Source organism: Aeromonas jandaei (assembly GCF_037890695.1).
Lineage (GTDB): Bacteria > Pseudomonadota > Gammaproteobacteria > Enterobacterales > Aeromonadaceae > Aeromonas > Aeromonas jandaei.
On the sequence record NZ_CP149571.1, the window covers coordinates 3159045 to 3184456 of the forward strand.

Here is a 25412-nt window from a genome sequence, read left to right on the forward strand (position 1 = left end):
CCCGCCTGAACGGCTGCGACAGGCCACATGTCAGGCGGGTATATTCAACTGCGGTCAAAAAAATTGCCCAGCGTCGCCAGCTCGCGGGTTCGCGGAATGGCGGGCAAACTCTTGATGAAGGTGGCGCCGTAGGGTTTGTTGACCATGCGCGGATCACAGATAACCAGTACGCCGTGATCACTGCGATCACGAATAAGCCGCCCTACCCCCTGTTTGAGCGCAATCACCGCCTTGGGCAGCTGCAGCTCGGCGAAGGGATCACCGCCCTTTAACTTGCAATCCTCTACCCGTGCCTTGAGCTGAGGGTCATCGGGGCTCGCAAAGGGAAGCTTGTCGATGATAACACAGGAGAGCGCTGCGCCTCGCACGTCGATCCCCTCCCAGAAGCTGCTGGTCGCCACCAGCACGGCACGGCCATTCTCGACAAACTCCTTGAGCAGCCGCTGCTTGTTGTCCTCTCCCTGCAGCAAGACGGTACGGCCAATCTCCCGACGCAGCACCTCTGCCACCTGACGCATCACCTGATGGCTGGTGCAGAGGAAGAAACAGCCCCCCGGCGTTTTGTTGATCAGCGGGATCATCAGATTGGCCAGCTGCTCACCGCGGCCAAAGGCGTTGGGCTCGGGCAGGAAACGCGGCACGCAGAGCCGTGCCTGCTCGCCATAGTCAAACGGACTGTCGAGGATTAGTTCGGCGCTGCCCGTCAGTCCCAGCTCGGCCTTGAAGTGATCGAAACGTTGATCGACAGTCAGGGTGGCAGAGGTAAAGACCCAAGCCACCTCGGGGCGCAGCACCTCTGAGCCAAAGCGCTCGGCTACCGAGAGCGGAGTCAGGTTGAGGGTAAAGTGCAGCCGTGAGCAGTCATACCAGTAGGAGAATCCGGTCTGATTGACCGCCAGCACCTCGCCAAGGCGGGTGCGCAGCTCACTGATCCGCTCGAAGGCGTGATCCAGCTGTTCACCCCGTCCCAGCGCCAGCTTCAGCACTTCATAGCAGAGCCCGATGGCATCGTTAAGACGAGCCAGTGCCTGGCCCCAAAGCGGCTGACGCAGCATGTCACGGGTATTGCCGCGACCACCATCCACCCCAAAAGCGAGCCGCAGATCCTGACTGGCAATGGCAAGCCGGTCGGCAGCCTTGCCGAGCTGGGCCATGTCGTGGGCCTCGGCCCGATAGGCAAGCTGGATATCCTGTGCCAAATCCAGAATGGTACGGCTGCCCACCGACTTGCCAAAGTAGCTGGTGGCGATCTCCGGCAGCTGATGTGCCTCATCAAAGACATAGACCTGAGCTTCCGGTACCAGCTCGCCAAATCCGGTGTCTTTGACCGCCATATCGGCGAAGAAGAGGTGATGGTTGATCACCACCACCTGGGCGTCCATGGCGCGGCGGCGGGCCACCACCAGATGGCAGTCGTCGTAATAGGGGCAATCCCGACCGAGGCAGTTTTCATTGGTGCTGGTGACATGAGCCAGGATCTCGGCGCTCTCCTGCAGCCCCGGAATATCCCCCACGTCGCCGTTGTCGGTGGCGGTGAACCAGGACTTCACCTTGACCAGATCATTGAGCACTTCCGGTTTTTGCAGATGGGATTCGCTCAAGAGCCGGTTCATCCGCTCGATGCAGAGATAGTTGCTGCGCCCCTTGAGCAGGGCAACCGGCGGGGTGTAGGAGAGTGCGCCTGTGATGGTCGGGAGATCCCGATAGAAGAGCTGCTCCTGCAGGTTTTTGGAGCCGGTGCTGATCACGATCCGTTTGCCGGACTCCAGCGCAGGCACCAGATAGGCGTAAGTCTTGCCGGTACCTGTCCCCGCCTCCACCAGCAAGCGACCATGATTCTTGATGGTGCGGGCGACCGCCTCGGCCATCTCCAGCTGGGGAGCGCGAGCTTTGAAACCGTCGATATGGCTGGCCAGAGGGCCATCTGGCTTGAACAGGGTCTGGATGGTCAAAGGGGCGTCCCGCGGTCAAAGCGGCCATTATGCCAAAAGTGCGGCAAAAGCGGGACAGATAATCTGCTTAGACGAAGAGATCGATCTGGTGGTCGGGATCCGGCTTGTGATCACTATCCTCCACCTTCTGCTGATCGTTCTTTTTCTGGCTATAAGCCTGCTCGCGCTGCTGGGAGTCACTGTTGTCAGTGCTGGTCTTGCGCAGCTGATGCTTCTTGCTGATCTGGTTCACTTCCCGCTTGATCTCTTCGCTACCGGGGGTGGCGGGGGCCCGGGGCAAAATGGGGAACAACAGGTCTTGGCTCGGCATGATACGAACTCCTGCAAGGGGTTATTGTCTAGTTATCGACCAGAAAACCGTTTTCTCAACTTTAATCGACCAAATCACATTTTCCGGTTGCTTTTTCCGTCAAGGCAGGTAGTTTAAATCGGGCGTCAACAACGACATCTTATTTGTAAAGGATTGATTACATGCAGTTCACCAGCCTGAAGACTCATCACCACCATCATCATCCCGAATAGTCTTTCAGGAGGTTGACAGCTGGAAGACACGTTACTGGTGACTTCCAAAAGGACCGCAAGATTCATAAACCCTCGGAAGCACCCACTTCCGAGGGTTTTTTCGTTTTTGACTAGAAGGAAATCGAGCAATGGAAACACAACGTCTGCGTATCGCCATGCAAAAGTCCGGTCGTCTTAGCCAGGACTCTCAGGCCCTGTTCAAGAGCTGTGGCCTCAAGATCAACCTGCGCGAGCAGCGCCTTATCGCCCATGTCGAGAACATGCCCATCGATATCCTGCGGGTGCGCGATGACGACATCCCGGGGCTGGTAATGGAAGGGGTGGTCGACCTTGGCATCATCGGCGAGAACGTGCTGGAAGAGGTGCAGCTGATCCGCGCTTCTCAGGGTCAGCCCTTTGCGGTCAAGACTCTCAAGCAGCTCGATTTTGGCGGCTGCCGCCTCTCGCTCGCGGTGCCGGAAGACGTAACCTACACAGGGCCAGAGAGCTTGGCTGGCAAACGCATCGCCACCTCCTATCCCGGGCTGCTCAAGCGCTTCTTCGACGAAAAGGGTCTCGGCTTCAAGAGCGTGATGCTGGGCGGCTCGGTGGAAGTGGCGCCCCGCGCGGGTCTCGCCGATGCCATCTGCGATCTGGTCTCCACCGGTGCAACCCTGGAAGCTAATGGCCTGAAAGAAGTAGAGGTGATCTACCGCTCCAAGGCGGTACTGGTACAGTCCCCCAACCCCTTGTCCGATGCCAAGCAGAAACTCATCGACAAACTGCTGCCCCGTATTCAGGGGATGCAGCAGGCGCGCGAGAGCAAATACATCATGCTGCACGCCCCCAAAGACAAGCTCGATGCCATCACCGATCTGCTGCCGGGTGCCGAGCGCCCCACCATCATGCAACTGGCCGGTGACACCAATCAGGTGGCCCTGCACGTCGTCTCCAGCGAGACCCTGTTCTGGGAAACCATGGAGCAGCTCAAGGCGCTCGGTGCCAGCTCCATTCTGGTGCTGCCCATCGAAAAAATGATGGAATAAGGAAGGGACATCATGCAGACCCTGATCTGGAAGACCCTCTCCCCCGCCCAGCAGGCCGATGTACTGACCCGGCCCGCTCTCAATGACGAGGCCGATATCGGCGCCGTGGTCAAAGAGATCATCGCAGCGGTGCGAAGCCGTGGCGACGAGGCCCTGCGCGAGCTGAGCCAGCGCTTCGAGCGTGCCCCCCGTGAACAGTTGCGCGTCAGCGAGGATGAGATTGAAGCCGCCTGCGCACGGCTGGATGGCGAGATAAAAAGCGCCATCGAAGCGGCGATTGCCAATATTCGCACCTTCCACGCCGCACAACTGCAGCCGGTGGTACGAGTCGAGACCCAGCCAGGGGTGGTGTGCGAGCTGCGCACCCAGCCCATCAGCCGGGTCGGCCTGTATGTGCCGGGAGGCAGCGCACCGCTCCCCTCCACCGTGATGATGCTGGCTATTCCGGCTGCTATCGCCGGTTGCCGTGAAGTGGTGCTCTGCACCCCGTCTCCGGCGAGCGACGAGATCCTGTTTGCCGCCCGCGCCTGCGGCGTCGAGAAGGTGTTCGCCATCGGCGGCGCCCAGGCCATCGCGGCAATGGCGTACGGCACAGAGAGCATTCCCAAGGTGGACAAGATCTTCGGACCGGGTAACGCCTATGTGACCGAAGCCAAGGGGCAGGTATCCCGCGACTGGCGCGGCGCCGCTATCGACATGCCGGCCGGCCCCTCCGAGGTGCTGGTGATCGCCGACGAGAGCGCCAACCCCGCCTTCGTGGCGGCGGATCTGCTCTCCCAGGCCGAGCACGGCCCCGACAGCCAGGTGGTGCTGGTCACCACCTCGCCGCTACTGGCCGACACCATCGCAGGGGAAATCAAGAGCCAGCTAACCAAGCTGAGCCGCCGCGATATCGCCGCGCAGGCGCTCGGCAGCAGTCTGGTGATCCTCTGTGACGATCTGGCAGAAGCCTGCGCCATCTCCAACGCCTATGCGCCGGAACACCTGATTGTGCAGACCCAAGCGCCTCGTGACCTGCTGGATAAACTCGAGAACGCCGGCTCCATCTTTCTGGGAGCATGGACCCCCGAGTCGGTCGGCGATTACGCCAGCGGCACCAATCACACCCTGCCCACCTATGGCTATGCCCGCACCTGCTCCAGCCTTGGCCTCGCCGATTATCAGCGCCGCTACACGGTGCAGGAGCTGAGCGCCGAAGGTATTCGCGGCCTTGGCCCTATCGTCGAGCGCATAGCCGAGGCCGAAGGGCTCGATGGCCACAAGAACGCCGTCACCCTCAGGTTGAACGCCCTGGCCGCCGCGCCCCAACCAACAGCACAGCAGAAGGATTTGTCATGAGCATTGCCAATCTGGCGCGCCGCGTGGTGCGGGCCCTCACCCCCTATCAATCTGCTCGCCGCATTGGCGGCAAGGGCCACGTCTGGCTCAACGCCAACGAGGCACCGCAGGCCTATCCCTTCACCATCGAGGGGAGCCGCCTCAACCGCTACCCCGAGTGTCAACCGGCCGAGGTGGTGAATAGCTATGCCGCCTATACCGGGGTTAATCCGGATCAGGTGCTGGTGAGCCGCGGTGCCGACGAGGCCATCGAGCTCTTGATCCGCACCTTCTGCGAAACGGGTGAAGATCAGATCCTCATCTGCCCGCCCACCTACGGCATGTACGCCATCAGCGCCGAAACCTGTGGCGTTGGCATCGTCGAGCAGCCGCTGACCGCCAGCCGCCAACCGGACTGGCCCGCCATCGCCGATCGCCTCAGTGATGTGAAACTGGTGTTTCTCTGCTCCCCCAACAACCCCACAGGGGATCTGGTGGGTCGCGACGGCCTCATCGCCCTGCTGGAAAAAGCGCGGGATCGCGCCATCGTGGTGGTGGACGAGGCCTATATCGAGTTCTGCCCCGAGGCGTCCGTGGTGGACCTGCTGGCCCGCTTCCCCAATCTGGTGGTGACCCGCACCCTCTCCAAAGCCTTTGCTCTGGCGGGGATCCGCTGCGGCTTTACACTGGCAAGCCCCGAGGTGATCGCCATGCTGGCCAAGGTGATCGCCCCCTATCCCATCCCCGAGCCCATCGCCCAGATCGCGGCACAAGCCCTCTCCCCCATGGGACTGGAGCTGATGCAAGAGCGAGTGATAGAGCTCAACAAGCAAAAAGCCGCCTTCAAGGCAGAGCTGACCAAGCTTGCCTGCGTGAAGGAAGTATTCGAGGACAAGGGCAACTTCGTGCTGGTGCGCTTTGTGGATGGCGCCGCCGTCTTTGCCGCCATGAAGGCCGCCGGCATCATTCTACGGGATTTCTCCAGCAAGCCGGGTCTGGACAACAGCATTCGCGTCACCATCGGCTATCAGAGCGAGATGGATGCCGTGCTGGCGGTACTGCGTGATCTGCCCTCTCCCACTTTGTAAGACAAGGATGTAGCGATGAAGACCCCGTTTTTGTTTATCGACCGCGACGGCACCCTGATTGAAGAGCCGGTGACCGACAAGCAGGTGGATAGCCTCGCCAAGCTGCGCTTCGAACCCATGGTCATTCCTGTGCTGCGCGAGTTGCAGGCCGCTGGCTACGTGCTGGTGATGGTGACCAACCAGGATGGACTGGGCACCGCCAGCCTGCCGTTGGAGAACTTCCAGCCGCCCCACGACCTGATGATGCACCTGTTTGAATCGCAAGGGGTGAAGTGGGAACAGGTGCTGATCTGCCCCCACTTCCCCACCGACGGCTGCAGCTGCCGCAAGCCCCACCTCGGGCTGGTGAAGGAGTATCTCGCCTCCGGTCGTATCGACTTTGCCAACTCCTTCGTGATTGGCGATCGCCAGACCGATCTGCAGCTTGCCGAGAACATGGGCATTGGCGGTATTCGCTACCACCCGCAAGATCACGACTGGCTCGCCATCCGTGATCAGCTGTTATCCAAGGGGCGCGTAGCCTCGGTGGAGCGCTACACCAAAGAGACCCGCATCCAGGTTGCGGTGGATTTGGACCCTTCTGCCACAAACAAGAGCGGCGGCAACCAGATCGCCACCGGCATCGGCTTCTTTGATCACATGCTGGATCAGATCGCCACCCACGCCGGTTTCCAGCTCAAGCTGAACGTCAGCGGTGATCTGCATATCGACGATCACCACACGGTAGAGGATGTGGGGCTGGCGCTGGGTCAGGCGCTGCGTCAGGCCCTTGGCAACAAGCGCGGCATCGGCCGCTTCGGCTTTGTGCTGGCGATGGACGAGGTGCAGGCAGTGATCGATGCGCGTCCGCTGACCGAGCAGGAGGTGAGCACGGCGCTGGACTTGAGCGGTCGCCCCTACTTCGTGTTCGACTGCCCGAGCGGCTTTGGCCGCGACAACGTGGGCGAGATGGCCACCGAGATGGTGCCCCACTTCTTCCGCTCGCTGTCGGACGCCATGGCCATCACCCTTCAGATGAAGGTGGGCAGCGGCAACACCCACCATCAGGTGGAGGCGCTGTTCAAAGGCTTTGGCCGTGCCCTGCGTCAGGCCATTCGGGTGGAAGGGAGCGAGCTTCCCTCCAGCAAGGGAGTGCTGTGATGGATGTGAGCAAGCAGAAGCTGGCCATTATCGACACCGCATTGATGGTGCGAATCTCGCCAATCGATATGAGTAAGGGCAGACGATGAACAATCAAAAACTTGTCATCATCGACACCGGCTGCGCCAATCTGGCCTCGGTCAGAATGGCGTTCGAGCGCCTCGGCGTACAGCCACTGGTCTCCAGCCTGGCCGCCGATATCGAGCAAGCGGACAAGCTGATCCTGCCCGGTGTCGGCACCGCGGTAGCCGCCATGAAGAACCTCAATGAGCGCGGGCTGGTGCCGCTCATTCGCGCCGCCAAACAGCCGCTGCTGGGCTTTTGCCTCGGCATGCAGATGCTGGCTGAGGCCTCCGAAGAGAGCATGAGTGCCGATGGCAGTGAAGGCGATCTCATCGACTGCCTTGGCATAGTGCCGGGCAAGATCCGGCTGATGGAGGTCGGCAATCTGCGCCTGCCCCATATGGGCTGGAACCAGATTGAGCACGACGAGACCCATCCTCTGCTCAAGGGGATCCCGAGCGGCAGCTACTTCTACTTCGTCCACTCCTATGCGCTGGAGGTGACCGAGGCGACGCTGGCGACCTGTGACTACGGCCAGCCGTTTACCGCCATCGTCGGTGGGGTTGCAGAGCACAGCAACTTCTTCGGCGCTCAATTCCACCCGGAGCGCTCAGGCGCAGCCGGTGCCCGTTTGCTGCAAAATTTTCTGGAGCTTTGAATGATCATTCCCGCAATTGACCTTATCAACGGTCAAGTAGTTCGCCTCTATCAGGGGGACTACGAGCAGAAGACCGAATACAGCAGCAGCCCGCAGGCCCGCTTCGATGAATATGTCTCCCAGGGGGCGGTGCAGCTCCATCTGGTGGATCTGGACGGTGCCAAGGATGCCAAGGCGCGCCAGCTGCCCCTGCTGACCCAACTGCTGTCGGCCACCGAAGCACCGGTGCAGGTCGGTGGCGGCGTGCGCACCGAACAGGATGTGGCAGACCTCTTGGCCGCCGGTGCCAGCCGGGTGGTGATTGGCTCCACCGCCGTCAAATCCCCGGATCTGGTGGCGAGCTGGATGGAGAAATATGGCCCCGAGCAGATCGTGCTGGCGCTGGACGTCAATATCGATGAGCAGGGCAATCGCCATATCGCGGTAGCAGGCTGGCAGGAGAACAGCGGTGTGACCATCGAGGCGCTGATCGAGCGCTTCCTCCCCGCCGGGCTCAAGCATGTGCTCTGCACCGATATCAGCCGTGACGGCACCTTGGCTGGCACCAACGTCGAGCTCTATCGTGATCTCTGCGCCCGCTACCCGAGCGTCGCCTTTCAGGCCTCCGGCGGCATTGGCGGCATCGCGGATATCGAGGCACTCAAGGGCTCCGGCGTCAAGGGGATCATCCTTGGCCGCGCCCTGCTGGAGGGTAAGTTCTCGGTAGGTGACGCCATCGCCTGCTGGCAAGCTCCCGCAGCCGATACCACAGGAGGCAACTGATGCTGGCAAGACGTATTATCCCCTGCCTCGACGTGAAAGATGGCGTGGTGGTCAAAGGGGTGCAGTTTCGCAACCACGAGGTGATGGGCGGCATTGTCGAGTTGGCCCGCCGCTACGCCGAAGAGGGCGCTGACGAACTGGTGTTCTATGACATCACCGCCTCCAGCGATGCCCGGGTGGTGGACAAGAGCTGGGTGAGCCGGGTAGCGGAGGTGATCGATATCCCCTTCTGCGTCGCCGGTGGCATCAAAAGCGTGGAAGATGCCCGCCAGATCCTCGAATTTGGCGCCGACAAGGTCTCCATCAACTCCCCGGCCCTTGCCGATCCCACCCTCATCAGCCGACTGGCCGAGCGCTTTGGCGTGCAGTGCGTGGTGGTGGGCATTGACTCCTACTTCGACGCCGAAACGGGCCACTATCAGGTCAAACAGTTTACCGGTGACGAGAGTCGCACCCGCACCACCGCCTGGCACACTCTCGATTGGGTGCAGGAGGTGCAAAAGCGCGGCGCGGGCGAAATCGTGCTGAACGTGATGAATCAGGACGGCATGCGCCAAGGTTATGATCTCGACCAGCTCAAGCTGGTGCGCAGTGTCTGCAAGGTGCCGCTGATTGCCTCCGGCGGCGCCGGTGCCATGGCGCACTTTCGCGATGCCTTTACCCTCGCCGATGTGGACGGGGCGCTGGCCGCCTCTGTGTTCCACAAGGGCCTTATCCCCATTCCCGAATTGAAACGCTGGCTGAAAACCGAAGGAGTCGCCATCCGTGAATAACTTCTCTGATAACATACAAACAACCGCCAGTGCGCGCCCCCTTGCCGAACAACTCGATTGGGCAAAATGTGACGGCATGATCCCTGCCATCGTCCAACACGCCGCCAGCGGCGAGGTGCTGATGCAGGGCTTTATGACACGCGAGGCGCTGGAAAAGACCCAGACCACCGGTCAGGTCACCTTCTTTAGCCGCAGCAAACAGCGACTGTGAACCAAGGGTGAAAGCTCGGGCAATGTGCTCCAACTTGTGGCCATCAGCACCGACTGCGATCAGGACTCTCTGCTGATCGCCGCCAACCCCGTCGGCCCCACCTGCCACAAGGGCACAACTTCCTGCTTCCATGGTCACCCACTGCCGCCGCTCGGCTTTCTGGCGGAGCTGGAGCAGGTGCTGGCTTCTCGCAAAGGGGCCGATCCGGCCACCAGCTACACCGCCAGCCTCTACGGCAAAGGCACCAAGCGCATCGCCCAGAAGGTAGGTGAGGAAGGTGTTGAAGTGGCACTGGCCGCTATGGCCAAGGATCGGGAGGAGCTCATCAACGAATCCGCCGATCTGCTCTACCACCTGACCGTGCTGCTGCAAAATGAAGGGCTGGGATTACAAGATGTCGTGCAGCGGCTTTATGAGCGGCATCAAAAATAGTGTTCATCAGCAAAGCTGGGATTAAAACCCCGGCTTTCTTACTTGTTTGCCACTCCTTCCCACGCACGTTGTCATTCAGCTTCCATCATTCACAGAAGGCAGGACTCAGCTGATTTCCTTCGATATCAGAACATGACAATAACTGTGTGATATACCGCAGATCCCTCACAAAATCCGCGAAAATTGAGGGGGATAGTGCTTAATTTAAAGCAGTTGATGGAAATGTTCGTCACTGTTCGAACTCCATCGTTTCTGCTCAAGGATGACCAGACAAACATGAAGGCTCCCTCCTTCTCTACCCGATTGCAGCATGAGCTGGATCACCTTAAATCCATCTTTAACGAGACGGGCGCCTACATGTTTACCAAGGATCTGGAGGGGCGCTACACCTATGCCAATCAGGCAGTCCTCGACCTGTTTGGTTGCTCACTGAGCGAGTTGCAGGGGCAGGATGACAGTGCCTTCTTCGATCTGCATATTTCGGATTCCATCTCCCGCAACGACCGGCTGGTACTGGAACAACAGGTTGCGATCGCCAGAGAAGAGGTGAACTACCTCAAACTCACCGGAGAAAAGCGGGTTTACTGGAGTGTAAAGAAACCGCTCTACGACGGTGAGGGACAACTTATCGGACTATGCGGCATCTCCACCGACATCACAGAGCAAAAACTGATAGAAGCGCGGCTGGCCGAGCAGCACCAGTTGCTGGAGATCATCCTCGCCAATGTCGATGCCCATATCTACATGAAGGACAGTCAGCACCGCTTTCTTTACGTCAATCAAAAGGTCGCCGAGCTGCTTGGCCTTCCTGCCGAGCAGATCATCAACCGGCGCGATGATGAGGTGTTCCCGGCTGCCAGCGCCTGCCAGCTGTGGCGGCTGGACAACCGGGTATTCGAAACGGGAGAACTGCAAGCCGGCGAAGAGACGCTGACCGATATCGAGGGCAATCAGCACTACTACTGGTCGGTCAAGGTACCCTTTCTGCTGGGGGATGGCACCCCGACCCTGATCGGTATCTCCTCAGATATCACCGAACTGCACCAGCTCAAGGAGCAGCTGCACCAGCAGTCGGTACGCGATGGCCTCACCGGCCTCTACAACCGCCGCTTCTTTTTCGAGATGTGCGAGAAGAACCTCAGTCTGGACATGCGCCACCACCTCACCTCGGTGCTGATGGTGCTGGACGTGGATCAGTTCAAGTGCATCAACGATCGCTTCGGCCATCCCCTTGGGGATAGCGCGCTGATGCATCTGGGCAGGGTGATGCAATCGGTGCTGCGCAGCGAAGATGTGCTGGCTCGTATCGGCGGCGACGAATTCGCCATTTTACTGCCCAATACCACCCTCCAGGCCGCCGCATCTCTAGCCGAGCGACTGCGCCTGCAGGTGATGCAAAGCCCACTGCCCCTGCCCGATGGGGATGAGCTGGTCATCACCATCAGCGCCGGACTGGTGGAAAATGGCGAGGGGGAACTGATGGAGAGCCTCTACGCCCGCGCCGATCAGATGCTCTATCAGGCCAAACAGAGCGGCCGCAACTGCGTCGCGTGCAAGGTGCGATAGCTGGCGGCCAGTCAGGCTCTCCCACTTCCCTTGCTGCATTTATCCCGACAGCTTATCCACCCTATTGCACGCTGCTTTTACTCACGCCCGATTAGCGCCTAGCCCAGCTGTTTGCGCAGCACAAACTTTTGCACCTTGCCGGTGGAGGTCTTCGGCAACGGGGTGAAGATGATGCGCTTGGGCGCCTTGAAGTGGGCCATCTGCTCGCGACAAAAGGCGATAAGCTCCGCCTGGGTGGTCTCTCGCCCCTCTTTCAATTTCACGAAGGCGCAGGGCACCTCCCCCCACTTCTCATCGGGCATGGCGATCACTGCCGCTTCGTCCACATCGGGATGGCGATAGAGCACATCTTCCACCTCCAGACTGGAGATGTTTTCCCCTCCGGAGATGATGATGTCCTTGGATCTGTCCTTGATCTCCACATAACCGTCCGGGTGCCACACCGCCAGATCGCCACTGCGAAACCACCCCTCCGCCATCGCCTCGGCGCTGGCAGAAGGGTTCTTGAGATAGCCCTTCATCACCACATTGCCGCGCAGCACGATTTCGCCCATGGTTTTGCCATCTTTGGCCACCGGCTCACCACTGACCGGATGGACCACCCGCATCTCCCCCTGCAGGGGGGATGCTACCCCCTGCCGTGCCTTGAGACGCGACAGCATGGTGGCATCCTGACCTTGCCAACTTCTTTGCGGTTCGCACAACACGCAGGGGCCATAGGTTTCGGTGAGACCATAGACGTGGGTCACGGCGATCCCCATCGCTTCCATACCGGCGATCACGGTGGCGGGAGGCGCTGCGCCAGCGGTCATCACCTTGATGGGGTGATCCAGCCCCTGCTTGAGCGCCGGATCGGCATTGTTGAGCATATTGAGCACGATGGGCGCAGCGCAGAAGTGGCTCACCTTGTGCTCGTGCAACGCCTCATAAATGGCGGCCGCCTGCACATGACGCAGGCAGATACTCACCCCGGCAGTGGCCGCCAGCGTCCAGGGGAAACACCAGCCGTTGCAGTGAAACATCGGCAAGGTCCAGAGATAGACGGGGTGTTTGGGTAGCTCCCAGGAGAGCACATTGTTGATGGCATTGAGGTGGGCGCCACGGTGGTGATAGACCACCCCCTTGGGATTGCCGGTAGTGCCGGAGGTGTAGTTAAGGGAGATGGCCTGCCACTCATCTTGCGGCAGCCAGCCAGGCTCATCCCCATTCCCCTCTGCAAGAAACGCCTCATAGTCGAGGTCACTGATCAGCGCCCCCTCCCGGTAGAGGGGATCGTCGATGGCGATGACCAGCGGTTGGCTCTCCAGCAGATCCAATGCCTTGCGCACCACAGGGCCAAACTCCCTGTCCACCAGCACCACCTTGCTCTGGGCATGCTGGAAGATAAAGGCCATCGACTCGGCATCGAGCCGGGTATTGATGGTGTTGAGCACGGCGCCGCTCATGGGCACCCCGAAGTGAGCCTCAAACATCGCCGGGATATTGGGCGCGACGATGGAGACGGTATCCCCCTCCCCGATACCGTGAAGCCGCAGGGCAGAGGCCAGCTGGCGGCAACGGCGGGCTGTCTGAGCCCAGCTCTGGCGCAACGGGCCGTGGATCAGCGCCGGATAGTCGGGGTAGACCCGCTCAGCCCGTCCCAGAAAGCTGATGGGGGTCAGCGCCTCGTAATTGGCGGGATTTTTTTCCAGATCGCGCTGATAGATGTTCTGCTCTGTCATCGGGTTCCTTCCTCGCAGGTAGCAAAAGCGGTGCGCTCCAGGGAGCGCCGGCAACCATCGTCTGGCATCCTGCCAGATGGTGCTCGTATCGGGGATCACAGCCTACCGCGAGGTGATGGCCACAGGTATTAGCAAAACGTCTTAGAGGCGCTGCGCCGACGACGCTAATCTGACCGAACTGCATTCTGGTGCCTGTTTTTTCAACGACAAATGTCGACGGCCAATATCCTCAGCATAAAACCCGCCAAATAATGAATACGCTGATATTGGCATGCAACCAAACCATATTAGGTTGCAGGAGGATTAATATTGACATATTAACCAAGATCGCTTGCACGGATATTTATGGCATAAACAAGCGTGTCTATTTATTGCCAATGAATTAATAACAAACCTCCCATTAAATATATTTTGTGACGGCTTCCATAAAGCAGGCCCGCAGCGCTGTTCATGCGTCCCCTTGGCGGGTTATGGTTTCTTGGTGAAACAATCTACCGGATGTTCAATATCAGGCCAGATTTCTCGCCATACGATGCACCACAACCAGTGAGTTTACGCACTCCCGCTGCATGACGAAGGAACCCTATCGACCCGATATTCCGCCGAGCCCGAACCTGCTTTATCGAGGAGCATTTTATGTGTGTCGAGCCGAATACCCAGACCCGCAGACAATTTCCCACCGCGTTTACCATTTTGTTTTTGATCATGTTGTTGGCCATCGGGCTGACCTGGATAATTCCGGCGGGAGCCTATGCCAAGCTCTCTTATAATGCCGCCAGCCATATGCTGACCATCAATACGCCGCAAGGGGAAATCCGGCGAGTGCCCGCCACTCAGGATGAACTGACCAGACTCGACATCAATATCGGGGTGGAGCAGTTCGTCAACGGCACCATCCGCAAGCCCATCGCTATCCCCGGTACCTATGAGCGGCTGGCCCAAGCACCGAAGGGGCTCTCCGACGTGGCGGTGAGCATGGTCAAGGGCACCATAGAGGGGGCCGACATCATTGTCTTCATCCTGGTACTGGGGGGACTGATCGGCGTCATCAACAAGACCGGCGCCTTCAATTCCGGGCTGGTCGCCCTCTCGCGCAAGACCCGGGGCAATGAGTTCCTGTTTGTGGCGCTGGTCTGCTTTGTGATGGCGTTGGGGGGCACCACCTGTGGGCTGGAGGAAGAGGCTGTCGCCTTCTATCCCATCCTGGTGCCCATCTTTCTGGCGCTCGGCTATGACTCCATTGTCTGTGTGGGGGCCATCTTCCTTGCCGCCTCCATGGGCACCACCTTCTCTACCATCAACCCCTTCTCGGTGGTGATCGCCTCCAACGCCGCCGGCATCCCTTTTACCGAGGGGCTGATCTTTCGCGCCGTCGGCTGTCTAGTGGGCACCCTGGTGGTAATCGGTTATCTCTACTGGTACTGCAAGAAGATCAAGGCCAACCCGGCCTTCTCCTACACCTATGAAGATAAAGAGAGCTTCCGGGCCCGCTTCCTGAAAGAGGGCTCTCTTGATGAAGGGTCCCCTTCACCCTGCGCCGCAAGATCATCCTGACCCTGTTTATCCTCGCCTTTCCGCTCATGGTATGGGGCGTATCTATGGCTGGCTGGTGGTTCCCACAGATGGCGGCCTCCTTCCTTGCCGTCGCCATCATAATTATTTTCATTTCGGGCCTGAAAGAGAAAGAGGCGGTCGAAGCCTTCACCCAAGGGGCGTCGGAACTGGTGGCGGTATCGCTTATCATCGGGTTGGCGCGGGGGGTAAATCTGGTGCTGGATCAGGGGATGATCTCGGACACCATCCTGGCCTATGCCTCCAGTCTGGTGGCCGGCATGCACGGCGCCGTGTTTGCGGTGGCGCAGATGCTGGTGTTCACCCTGTTGGGGCTGGTGGTGCCCTCCTCCTCGGGGCTCGCAGTGCTCTCCATGCCCATCATGGCGCCGCTGGCAGATACCGTGATGATCCCCCGCTATATCGTGGTATCAGCCTACAACTGGGGGCAATACGCCATGCTGTTCCTGGCCCCCACCGGACTGGTGCTGGTCACTCTGCAGATGCTCGGCATCCAGTTCAACAAGTGGGTCAAGTTCGTGCTGCCCATGGTGGGCTTTGTGCTGGGATTTGGCGCCCTGATGCTGGTGGCGCAGGTGATGATGGCCTGATTGGATAGCTTTGTGCTTCCCCAACAAAACACCCCGTGCTAGGCGCGGGGTGTTCTCTTGTCAGCCTTAATGACGTACCCGCCCCTGTTGACGGAAGCAGTAGAGTTTGAGACTGATGTCGGCCAGCTCAGCAGGCAACTCTTCACCCTGCTCGGCAAGTGGCTGATAGAGAGAGGCGAGCAGGCGCTCCGCTTGCTGCACCGTGATGATGTTGGCCTGAATGGCCGGGGTGATCCACCTGGGTAACATTGACATATCTCCCCCCTCATTGCTCCGGTTCGGAGGTGGTCTCCTGTCTGGCGCGACCCCTTGGTGCCTAACGCCCCACTCTCCTTACCCCAATCCAAGCAAAAGGCTTGCCGTATTCTCTTATCGGCACAAAGACGATCTGGCTGCAGTGTTTTATCAATGAGTTGGCGGCAGCATATGGGGACTCACACTCTCCACTTGACCTCGCGGGCGGAAGCAGTTTGCCACGTGCCAGACAACCGTCATTTTTTCATTGCAAATTGCGACTCATAATGGGCCGTTCACCCCCTCACCTCCTTTTCAATATCGCCAAAATGGTCATTTTTACGGCGCTGTCGCCAAAGTCAGACACTTTTTCATGGTGGCTGTTTTTTGACCTTGTCACCGGCTGTCGCACCCTCGTCCCTCTCGCCTTGTCCGCTGTAGCGGCTATGACAAGATGGCGCCAGATTGGAACAGCTCGAATGGACATTGCAGGAGAACAACAAAATGAACAGATCCATGATGGCAGGTATCGGTATTGGCGTCGCTTCCGCACTGGCGCTGTCGGCGGCGGCCAGTGGCTCGCTCTTTACACCAACCCCCACCTTTGCCGAGGTGATTGCCAGCAAGCCGGTCACAGAGACCATCCAGACTCCACGTCAGGAGTGTCGTAACGTCACGCTCACCCACCGCAAACCGGTGCAGGATGAGAACAAGATCCTCGGCACCGTGGTTGGCGCCGCGCTGGGTGGTGTGCTCGGCCACCAGTTTGGCGGTGGCAGCGGCAAGAAGGTTGCGACAGCCGCCGGAGCGGTTGCGGGTGGCTACGCTGGCAATCAGGTGCAGGGCAATATGCAGGCGGGCGACACCTATACCACTACCGAGCAGCGCTGCAAGATGGTGCAGGATAGCAGCACCCGCACCATCGGCTATGACGTGACCTACCGCCTTGCCGGTCAGGAGGGGGTGATCCGGATGAAACAGGCGCCCGGCCCCACAATTCCGGTCAAGGATGGCAAACTGGTGATCGAGCCGCAAAAAGAGTAATCGCCCCGGTTACAGACAAAGAGAGAAGGCCCGCCTCTTGCGAGACGGGCCTTTGGTTTTATGACTTTTTACGCGGTTACGCGGCTTTCGTCACCGAAGGGACAAACGGCTGATCAACCCTTGCAGCACTTCTTCACCGCCCGCACCACGTTCTGATAACCGGTGCAGCGGCAGAGGTTGCCTGAAAGGCCGCGGCGGATCTCCGCATCAGTCAAAGGGCGGCGCTCGGTCTTGTCGAGCAGGGCGGCGCTCGCCATCACGAGGCCCGGGGTGCAAAAACCGCACTGCACCGCCCCCTCGTCGATAAAGGCCTGCTGCACGTCGGAGAGCTCATTCCCCTTACGTTCTCCCTCCACGGTACGAATGGATTTGCCATCAGCCCAGACCGCCAGATAGAGGCAGCTGTCGATAGCCGTGCCATTCACCCGCACGGTACAGGCGCCGCACTCACCGACGCTACACCCCTCTTTCACACTGATAAGCCCCTGCCCGCGCAGGAAGTGGAGCAGCGACATGGTGGGCGGCACAGCATAGGAGTAAGGTTTGCCGTTGATCTCGCACTGGATCTCCACTGCAGGACAGCTTTGCGGTTGCATCATAGGATCTTGCCTCCGGCACGTTCGACTGCGCAGGCGACCACCCGCTGCGCCAGGGTTTTGATAAGGTGCAGGCGAAACTCCTTCTCTGCCCGCCAGGAGGATCGCGGCGCCACATCGGCCACCACCGCCTCGGCAATCGCTGCCAGTGTGGCGCGAGTCAGCGGTTGCCCTTCGGCTGCCGCTTCCGCGTGGGGGGTGCGCACCGGTGTCGGGGCCGCCACACCATAGGCCAGCCGCAGACTCTTGAAGTGACCATCCTCAATCTGGCAGTAGGCGGCACAGCCGATGGTGGCGATATCCATGGCATCGCGCATGGCGTATTTGAAGTAGTGGGAGCCCACCTGGGGGTGCGCGTCTGGGGCAAAGTGAAACGCCACCAGGATCTCCGCCGGTTGCAGCGCCACCTTGCCGGGGCCGGTATGAAATCCAGCGATGGGGATGCGGCGCGTACCATTGGGCCCGGCGATTTCCAGCTCAGCTTCCAGCGCGACGGTAGGCGCCGCCGAGTCGGCACTGGTGGCGCCGTTGCAGATGTTGCCGCCATAGGTGGCGACGTTGCGGATCTGCGGGCCGGCGATGGTGGCAGCCGCTTCGGCCAGCATCGGCAGACGGCGCTGCACCAGCTCGTTTTCGATGAGCTCGGTAAATGTGGTGCCGGAGCCGATGCGGATCGACCCATCAGGCAACTCGCTCACCCCTTTGAGTTCGGGCAAGTCGTGAATATCGACGATATGGCGATAGGCGGCGTTGAGGTGATGGAGCTGGATCATCACATCGGTGCCACCGGCCAGGAGGCGCGCCTCGGGGTCGGCCTGACGCAGGGCAACCGCCTCGGCCACACTGTGCGCCTTGTAGTAACGGGCAATATCAAACATGGTGTTGCTCCTCCCCTGCTCCCTCGCCAATCAAACCCGCCGCGACAAACTCCCGGTACAGGGTCTTGGGGGTGATGGGCAGCTCGTTGATGGCCACCCCGGTCGCCATGCGGATGGCGTTACGGATCGCCGGACCCGGCGAGATGATGGGCGGTTCCCCCAGGGATTTGTGGCCATAGACCGACTGGGGCTCGTAGGTCTGTACGAAGTCGCACTCAAGCTCTGGCAAATCCAGCATGGTGGGGAACTTGTAGTCGAGCAGGTTGGGGTTGCGCACCACGCCGGTCTTTGCGTCGATGATCATCTCCTCGAACAGCGACCAGCCGATCCCCATCCCCATGCCGCCGTGCACCTGCCCCTCCGCCAGCTGCGGGTTGAGGATCTTGCCCGCATCGTGCAAGTTGAGGATACGATTGATGGTCACCTTGCAGAGATCGATATCGACGCTGAGATCGACAAAGGTGCAGCCAAAACTCGGCGGATTGGTGGTGGTCTTGTGGGAGACTTCCGAAGTGATCTGGCCGCCGATGGTGAGATGGTAATAGGCGTTGACCGACACCTCGGCGACGCTGATCAGCACCTTGTCCGGTGCGCCGGCCAGCACCACGTAGCCGTCGATCAGGGTGAGCGACCCCACATCCTGATGGCAGAGCTGGGCTGCCAGCGACAAAATGCGGGCCCGCAACTGCAGCGCCGCCTGATGAATGGCAGGGGCTGCCACATAGCTCTGGCGCGAGGCGAACGAGCCCGGGTCGTAGGCGGTAATGTCGGTATCCTGGGTCGAGATGACCCGGATCTGATCAAACGGAATGCCTAACGTTTGGGCCGCCATCTGGGCAAAGACGGTATCCGACCCCTGCCCTATCTCGGTGGCGCCGATCTGCAGATTGACGGTGCCATCCTGATTGAGCAGCATGCGGGCACCGGCAATTTCGACCCCCACCGGATAGGTGTTGGAGCCGTAGCTAAAACACGCCACCCCGATGCCACGGCGCACCCGACTTGCCGGATCCTGCGCCAGGCACTCGGCCTTGAGCCGTTCCCACTCGAACTGCTCGCCGCCCCGGCGCAGACACTCAGGGAGCCCTGCGCTGTAGATTGTCTTCTGGTTGACCTGATTGACATCCCCCTCGCGCGCCACGTTGGCGATGCGTACTTCGAGCGGATCCAGACCCAACTCGGCGCTGGCATCATCCAGCATGCATTCAAGGGCAAACACCACCTGCGGCGCGCCGTAACCACGCATGGCACCGGCGGTGGGCAGGTTGCTGTAGAAGGTTTTGGCGTCGTAGCCAAAGGCGCTGCGCGGATAGAGGTAGCTGATCTTGTTGGCGCCGGCGCTGGCGATGGAGTGGCCGTGGGAGGCATACCCGCCGGTGTTGGAGAGCACGTCGAGTTGATAGCCCTTGAGGGTGCCATCCCGGTTGATACCGAGGGTGCCGTCGATGGCAAAGCCGTGGCGGGTGCGGGAAGCAAAGAAGCACTCCTCCCGGCTCAAGGTCACCTTGACCGGCACGCCGCCGAGCTTGTAGCTCAAAAATGCCGCCATCGGCTCTTCCAGCACATCCTGCTTGTTGCCAAAGCCGCCGCCCATGTAGGGCTTGATCACCCGCACGCTCGACCAGGGCAGACCGAGGGATTTGGCCACCCGGCTGCGCACGATCTGGGGGATCTGGGTACTGCTGACCACTATGATGTGGTCCGGCTGATCCATGTAGGCGTAGCAGGTCACCGTCTCCAGATGGCAATGCTGTACCACCGGCGTCTGATAGTGCGCCTGGAACTGCAGATCCGCTGTTGCGATTGCCTGTTCCGGCTCACACGCCCGGATCTGGCTTTGCCGCAGCAGGTTGCCATTCGGATGGATGGGATAAGCATCCTCGGCCAGCGCACTTTGGGCATCCGTCATCACCGGCAGCGGCTCGTAGGTGACCTTGACCAGGGCGGCAGCCTTCTCGGCGACCAGCGGATCGCGCGCCACCACGATGGCGACGCCATCGCCGAAGTGGCGCACATGGTCGGTGAGCAGACGGCGGTCTTTCACATCCCGCTTGGCCTCATCGAGGAACCAGGCGTGGCCGGCAGTGCGAAAACAGGTGGTGGGCACATCCTCGTGGGTAAACACGGCTTCGACCCCGTGCAGCGCCAGCGCCTCGCTGGCGTCGATGGCAAGCACCTTGCCGTGGGCGATGGAGCTTCGCACATACTTGGCGTGGCGCATGCCGAGCATGATGTTGTCATCGGTATAACGGGCACTGCCGGTCACCTTGGCCTCGGCATCCACCCGCTTGAGCGGTAATCCTATGGACATGATCAAGTCCTTTTTCAGGGAAGAAAAATCCAGAACCGGGATAAAAAACAGCAAGATATGCGCCTGTTTCCCCCTCTCTCCCCGGCGATGGGAAGAAGTGTGAAGAGGATCCCATCTGTCTCCCTTTTTCTGGCCGGCAAGGTGCCTGCCGAAGACGAAGCAGCAGCCCCCGATGCAGCCAGTGCCCGCAGCGCTATCAATCTGGTAAGGGGATTTATCAAAATGGTACGGGGTGAAAATCAAAGAAACATGCAGGTTTGGCAAAGAAAAGCGGGGCTGCCGATGGCAGCCCCGAAACGGGCGGGTTATCCCTAAATAGCCCACCCCCCAGCATAGAAAATCACCAGCGCCAGGGCGATGATGACGGTGCCCGTGTTGAGCTTGTGCCACTCCTTGGAGCAGATGCGGCCAATCACCAGCGCACTGAAGCCCAGCATGATGCCGGTGACGATGTTGCAGGTGAGCACGATAAAGACCGCGCACAGCAGACCGGACATGGCCCCGACGAAGTCACTGAAATCGAGCTTGGTGACGTTGCTCAGCATCAGGAGACCCACATACATCAGTGCCGGTGCGGTGGCATAGGCAGGCACCAGATAGGAGAGCGGCGCCAGAAACAGCATCAGCAGGAAGAGGCCGCCCACCACGGTGGCAGTGAGGCCGGTCTTGCCCCCCGCCGCCGTGCCCGCCGCCGATTCGATATAGACGGCGGCCGGAGATGCCCCCACCAGACCGGAGAAGATGCTGCTCACCGAGTCGGCGCTCAGCGCCTTGCCGCTGTTGATGATGTGGCCATCCTTATCCAGCAGATTGGCCTGCCCCGCCACGGCACGAATGGTGCCGGTGGCATCAAACACTGCGGTCATCACCAGTGCCAGCACGCTGGGCAGCACCAGCGGCGAGAGGGCGCCCATGATGTCCAGGCTGAATATGAGAGACTTGCCCTGATCGTCGGAGAGACTCGGCAGAGCGAACAAGCCCTGATACTTCACCGCCGGGTCAAAAATAAGGCCAAAGATGGAGATGGCGATGATCACCAGCAGGATCCCGCCCGGGACTTTGAGCTTCTCCAGGCCGAAGATCACTGCAAGACCGAGCAGGGTCATGATGACCGGCATAGAGGTAAAGGCCCCCAGCGCGACCGGCAGCCCCTCGAGCGGGTTCTTGATGACCAGCCCTACCCCGTTGGCCGCAATCAGCAACAGGAAGAGGCCGATACCGATGCCGGTGCCATGGGCAATCCCCATCGGCAGGTTGTCGAGGATCCAGCTACGCACCCCGGTCACCGAGATGGCGGTAAACAGCACCCCCATCAGGAAGACGGCACCGAGCGCGACCGGAATGGGGATCTGCTGCCCCAGCACCAGACTGAAAGCGGTAAAGGCGGTGAGCGAGATGGCACAACCGATAGCCATCGGCAGCTTGGCCCAGAGCCCCATCAACAATGAACCACACCCCGCCACCAGACAGGTGGCAACAAAGACGGCGCCCGGTGGAAACCCTGCCTTGCCGAGCAGGCTGGGCACCACGATCACCGAATAGACCATGGCGAGAAAAGTGGTGAGGCCGGCCAGCACCTCCTGTCTGACGTTGCTGCCCCGCTCGCTGATCATGAAATAGCGATCGAGAGCGGTGAGCGGTTGCTGTTGTGATACGGTCTTGCCGGTGTCTTGACTGGCCAGCCCTTCCACGCTGTTTGTCCTGCTGTTTGCTTGGGTCATACCCAACTCCTTCACAAGCGCCTGAGTGTTCCATGATGAAATGGCAACAGGATCTTCAAGTCTCACGCCAACACACTGTGTGCTGGTGTAGAGAGACCGACTGACCAAGGAGGCAGCAATTGACTCAAACGTTTGCCTGACTGATCAAAAAACCGGGCCATTTCAAGTTATCAATCAAGGGGTTTCCCCTGATCTGTTGCGGTGCTGGCCCCCCGAGCGGGCACGCCAGCCTCCGTATTCCTAGCAGAGCTGCCGTTCTACAGCTCTGCCTGTTACCCCATTTCCTCGCTAGCCCCGTTCGTGGACCAGTTGACCATCCACATAGGTACGGTAAATGGCTCTGTCATCACCCAACGTCAGCAGCACAAAGAGCTTGTCGCGCAAAGTGGTGGAGTTGTCATAACGCAGTTGCTGCAGCGGGGTGGCGACCGGGTCGAGCACCACGAAATCAGCCTCCTTGCCCACCGCAAAGCTGCCGATCTTCTCGTCCAGCCCGAGCGAATGGGCGCCGCCCAGGGTCGCCAGATAGAAGGCCTGATAGGCCGAAAGGCGCTCGCCCTGCAACTGCATCACCTTGTAGGCCTCGTTGAGGGTCTGCAGCATGTTGAAGGTGGTACCGGCGCCGATGTCGGTGCCCATCCCCACTTTCACCTGCTTGCGCCACGCCTTGTGCAACTTGAAGAGACCACTGCCGAGATAAAGGTTGGAGGTGGGACAAAACGCGATGGTGGAATTGGTCTCTTTCAGGCAATCCCACTCCTGCTCTTCCAGATGGACGCAGTGAGCAAACACGCAGTTGTGGCCGGTGAGGCCGTGCTGGTGATAGACGTCGAGATATCCCTTGTGCGCCGGGAAGAGGGATTTTACCCAGGCGATCTCGTCCTTGTTCTCGCACAGATGGGTGTGCAGATAGGTGGTGGGAAACTCTTCGCGCAGCCGCCGCGCCATCGTCAGCTGCTCGGATGTCGAAGTGGGTGCAAATCTTGGTGTGATGGCATATAGAAGTCGACCGTTACCATGCCAGCGTTCGATAAGCTGCTTGCTCTGTTCATAGCTGCTCTCGGCGGTATCGAGCAGATAGTCGGGGGCGTTGCGATCCATCATCACCTTGCCGGCGATCATCCGCATGTTGATGCGACTGGCCGCCTCGAACAAAGCATCAACCGACTCGGGGTGAACGGTGCCGAACACCAGCGCCGTGGTAGTGCCGTTACGCAGCAACTGCTTGATAAAGAAGGTGGACATCTCGCGGGCATACTCGAGATCGTTGTAGCGCCGCTCGGCCGGGAAGGTGTGGCGGTTGAGCCACTCCAGCAGCTGCTCGCCATAGGCACCCACCATCTCGCTCTGAGGATAGTGAATGTGGGTGTCGACAAAGCCCGGCACTATCATCTTGCCGCGATAATCGCGCACCCGCACCTCGGCCGGAATGCGATCTTTCCCCTCCTCCCACTCACCGAACCAGTCGATGCAGCCGTTGCGAATGATCAGCAGACCATCCTCGATAAGACGGGCGTTGGACTCAATCTCCTCGGGCTGATCCACCACCCGGGTGATGTCGAAGAAGCTGCCGCGCACGGCTTTGACGGAGTTGTCGTATTTCATACCTCGTTCCCCTACTTTTTATTGTTCTGTTGTGACCATCAAACCCGTTCGACCTGGACGGCTGCGACCGGTTTGGCATCGGCCAGCGCCTCTTCATCGCGGCGATTCGCGGTGCTGACAGGACGGGCCGTGAAGGTCACATCCGGTTTGTCGCTCAGCTGGATCACCTCTACCGCATCGGCCGTCTTGAGCGCTTTGGCAGCAGCCTTTGCCTTGCGGGTGCGGCTCTGGGGCAATACCAGATTCATGATGATGGCGGTGATGCCGCCGGCGCAGATGGGGTTCTCCACCAGCATGTAGATACCCGCCGGCAGCACCTTGAAGACGTTCGGGTCATAGGAGACACCAAGCCCAAGCCCCAGGGAGGTGGCGACAATCAGGGTCTCCCGCCGATCGAAGCCGTGGCTGATGATGATGCGACCACCAGCGATGGCGATCATGGAGAACATGATGACCATGGCTCCCCCCATCACAGGTGACGGTATGGTGGTAAAGAAGCGCCCCACCACCGGGAAGAGCCCCAGCAGCACCAGAATGACGGCAATAAACTTGCCCACGTGACGCGAGGCCACCCCTGTCATCTGGATCACCCCGTTGTTCTGGGCAAAGGTGGTGAGCGGCAGGGAACCGAGCGCCGAGGCGATCACCGAGACCAACCCATCAGCCAACACTCCGCCGGAGAGCCGTTTTTGAAACTCGGGGCCCTGAATATCCCGGTGGGAGACCATGGCGGTGGCGGTGATGTCCCCCACCGCCTCCAGCACGCTCAACAGATAGATGGTGCCCGCCAACATAAAGGCGTGAAAATCGAAGGAAAAACCGTACTTGAACGGGATAGGCACCGTAATAAGCGGCAGGTCCTCAAGGGCGGAGAAATCCACCATGCCAAGCATCAGGGCCACCGCATAGCCCACCATCAGGCCGATGGCGATGCCGCTCATCCGCAGCAGCGGGCTTCGGCTGCAGTTGAAGGCGACGATAACGCAGAGCACCAAGAGCCCCAGCCCGATGTGCTCGTATTTGCCAAAGGTGCCACTGCTCATGGCGGAAAAGCCGCCGCCAAAGTCGATGATCCCCACCTTGATAAGGCTCAGGCCAATCATCAGTACCACTACCCCGCTCACGGTCGGGGTGATCACCCGCTTGAGGTATGGCAGCACGAAGGAGGAGCCCATCACCAGAAAGGCACCGACAAAGGAGACCCCGAGCAGGGTCGAGACGATCAGCTCCTCATGGATACCATCTTTTTTCATGGCGCCGCCGAGGGCGATCATCACGGTCACGAAGGAGAAGTTGACCGACTGGATGGAGAGCAGCCCCGAACCGATGGGGCCATAACGGTTCACCTGCAGCCAGGTGCCGATACCGGAGGCGATCATCGCCATGGAGACCAGATAGGCGGTGATCTCGGTGGATAGACCCAGGGCACCGCCGACGATCAGCGCCGGGGTCACCATGGGGACAAAAATGGCCAGCAGATGGGTCACTGCACCCATCAGGGTTTGATAAAACGGGGGTTTGTCTTCCAGCTCGTAAATGAGATCCGAGTGCTTGCGTGTTGTTTTAGACATCGTGTTTGTCCCATCACACAGAATGTAGGCGGAGTACTCATTCCGCCGTCAGGCGCTGGG

19 protein-coding genes, 2 pseudogenes and 1 other annotated feature are annotated in these 25412 nt (G+C 60.0%); of the genes and pseudogenes, 11 read left to right on the forward strand and 10 right to left on the reverse strand.

From position 1 onward, the window contains the following. Nucleotides 1-44: 44 nt before the first annotated feature. Both WE862_RS14900 and WE862_RS14905 read right to left on the reverse strand, forming a co-directional pair. Entirely contained in the window at nt 45-1952 is a 1908-nt protein-coding gene (locus WE862_RS14900) for an ATP-dependent DNA helicase (protein ID WP_339058640.1), read from the reverse strand. A 67-nt stretch (nt 1953-2019) separates the two neighbouring features. Beyond that, nucleotides 2020-2262, reverse strand: coding sequence for a hypothetical protein (locus WE862_RS14905; RefSeq protein WP_042030929.1), 243 nt, complete (start codon nt 2260-2262; stop codon nt 2020-2022). A gap of 187 nt (nt 2263-2449) precedes the next feature. Next, nucleotides 2450-2578, forward strand: a sequence feature (His leader region). Between the two features lie 24 nt (nt 2579-2602). On the opposite strand from WE862_RS14905, the gene hisG reads away from it, so the two are divergent. The 9 genes and pseudogenes from hisG (at nt 2603) to WE862_RS14950 (ending at nt 11509) form a co-directional block, all read left to right on the forward strand. Beyond that, nucleotides 2603-3499 (forward strand): ATP phosphoribosyltransferase, encoded by an 897-nt coding sequence (gene hisG, locus WE862_RS14910; RefSeq protein ID WP_042030928.1) that lies wholly within the window; start codon nt 2603-2605, stop codon nt 3497-3499. Between the two features lie 12 nt (nt 3500-3511). Next, nucleotides 3512-4837 carry a histidinol dehydrogenase gene (hisD, locus tag WE862_RS14915; RefSeq protein ID WP_042030927.1) on the forward strand — a complete coding sequence of 442 codons (1326 nt, stop codon included), beginning with the start codon at nt 3512-3514 and terminating at the stop codon, nt 4835-4837. Next, a complete protein-coding gene (gene hisC, locus WE862_RS14920; RefSeq protein WP_042030926.1) occupies nt 4834-5904 on the forward strand; it encodes a histidinol-phosphate transaminase in 1071 nt (356 codons plus the stop codon). The genes hisD and hisC overlap by 4 nt, the downstream gene beginning before the upstream one ends. A 15-nt stretch (nt 5905-5919) precedes the next feature. Then, complete coding sequence (gene hisB, locus WE862_RS14925) at nt 5920-7044, forward strand: bifunctional histidinol-phosphatase/imidazoleglycerol-phosphate dehydratase HisB (RefSeq protein ID WP_042030924.1); 1125 nt, start codon at nt 5920-5922, stop codon at nt 7042-7044. Nucleotides 7045-7129: 85 nt separating this feature from the next. After that, nucleotides 7130-7765, forward strand: coding sequence for an imidazole glycerol phosphate synthase subunit HisH (gene hisH, locus WE862_RS14930; RefSeq protein ID WP_042030923.1), 636 nt, complete (start codon nt 7130-7132; stop codon nt 7763-7765). Next, nucleotides 7766-8527 (forward strand): 1-(5-phosphoribosyl)-5-[(5-phosphoribosylamino)methylideneamino]imidazole-4-carboxamide isomerase, encoded by a 762-nt coding sequence (gene hisA / locus WE862_RS14935; protein WP_042030922.1) that lies wholly within the window; start codon nt 7766-7768, stop codon nt 8525-8527. Then, nucleotides 8527-9300 carry an imidazole glycerol phosphate synthase subunit HisF gene (hisF, locus tag WE862_RS14940; protein ID WP_019446757.1) on the forward strand — a complete coding sequence of 258 codons (774 nt, stop codon included), beginning with the start codon at nt 8527-8529 and terminating at the stop codon, nt 9298-9300. Before hisA ends, hisF begins: the two co-directional genes overlap by 1 nt. Continuing rightward, a pseudogene (gene hisIE, locus WE862_RS14945) lies at nt 9293-9943 on the forward strand (bifunctional phosphoribosyl-AMP cyclohydrolase/phosphoribosyl-ATP diphosphatase HisIE). The gene hisF and the pseudogene hisIE overlap by 8 nt, the downstream one beginning before the upstream one ends. Nucleotides 9944-10165: 222 nt before the next feature. Next, nucleotides 10166-11509: a sensor domain-containing diguanylate cyclase gene (locus WE862_RS14950; RefSeq protein ID WP_225628390.1), complete on the forward strand. Its 1344-nt coding sequence runs from the start codon at nt 10166-10168 to the stop codon at nt 11507-11509. 98 nt (nt 11510-11607) lie between these two features. On the opposite strand, the gene WE862_RS14955 is transcribed toward WE862_RS14950, so the two are convergent. After that, entirely contained in the window at nt 11608-13230 is a 1623-nt protein-coding gene (locus WE862_RS14955; RefSeq protein WP_042030919.1) for an acyl-CoA synthetase, read from the reverse strand. Between the two features lie 636 nt (nt 13231-13866). Between WE862_RS14955 and WE862_RS14960 the strand changes: the two are divergent. Next, nucleotides 13867-15392 (forward strand): annotated as a pseudogene (locus tag WE862_RS14960) (YfcC family protein). 66 nt (nt 15393-15458) lie between these two features. Here WE862_RS14960 and WE862_RS14965 read toward each other — a convergent pair. Then, a complete protein-coding gene (locus WE862_RS14965; protein WP_041207688.1) occupies nt 15459-15647 on the reverse strand; it encodes a hypothetical protein in 189 nt (62 codons plus the stop codon). Between the two features lie 483 nt (nt 15648-16130). Between WE862_RS14965 and WE862_RS14970 the strand changes: the two genes are divergently transcribed. Continuing rightward, nucleotides 16131-16670 (forward strand): glycine zipper 2TM domain-containing protein, encoded by a 540-nt coding sequence (locus WE862_RS14970; protein WP_042030917.1) that lies wholly within the window; start codon nt 16131-16133, stop codon nt 16668-16670. Between the two features lie 113 nt (nt 16671-16783). Here the strand turns inward: WE862_RS14970 and xdhC are convergent, their stop codons facing one another. The 6 genes from xdhC to WE862_RS15000 all read right to left on the reverse strand — a co-directional run bounded on the left by xdhC (nt 16784) and on the right by WE862_RS15000 (nt 25352). Next, nucleotides 16784-17269: a xanthine dehydrogenase iron sulfur-binding subunit XdhC gene (xdhC, locus tag WE862_RS14975; RefSeq protein ID WP_021230037.1), complete on the reverse strand. Its 486-nt coding sequence runs from the start codon at nt 17267-17269 to the stop codon at nt 16784-16786. After that, the gene (gene xdhB / locus WE862_RS14980; RefSeq protein WP_042030916.1) at nt 17266-18144 is read right to left on the reverse strand and encodes a xanthine dehydrogenase FAD-binding subunit XdhB; all 879 of its coding nucleotides are present in this window, start codon (nt 18142-18144) and stop codon (nt 17266-17268) included. The genes xdhC and xdhB overlap by 4 nt, the downstream gene beginning before the upstream one ends. Then, on the reverse strand, nt 18137-20455 hold the full coding sequence (gene xdhA, locus WE862_RS14985; protein WP_339058641.1) for a xanthine dehydrogenase molybdenum-binding subunit XdhA: 2319 nt from the start codon (nt 20453-20455) through the stop codon (nt 18137-18139). Before xdhA ends, xdhB begins: the two co-directional genes overlap by 8 nt. Nucleotides 20456-20766: 311 nt before the next feature. Then, nucleotides 20767-22068 carry an NCS2 family permease gene (locus WE862_RS14990; protein ID WP_225628425.1) on the reverse strand — a complete coding sequence of 434 codons (1302 nt, stop codon included), beginning with the start codon at nt 22066-22068 and terminating at the stop codon, nt 20767-20769. Between the two features lie 396 nt (nt 22069-22464). Beyond that, nucleotides 22465-23781 (reverse strand): guanine deaminase, encoded by a 1317-nt coding sequence (gene guaD / locus WE862_RS14995; RefSeq protein ID WP_042030914.1) that lies wholly within the window; start codon nt 23779-23781, stop codon nt 22465-22467. 38 nt (nt 23782-23819) lie between these two features. Next, nucleotides 23820-25352: a nucleobase:cation symporter-2 family protein gene (locus WE862_RS15000; protein WP_042030913.1), complete on the reverse strand. Its 1533-nt coding sequence runs from the start codon at nt 25350-25352 to the stop codon at nt 23820-23822. Between the last annotated feature and the right edge of the window lie 60 nt (nt 25353-25412).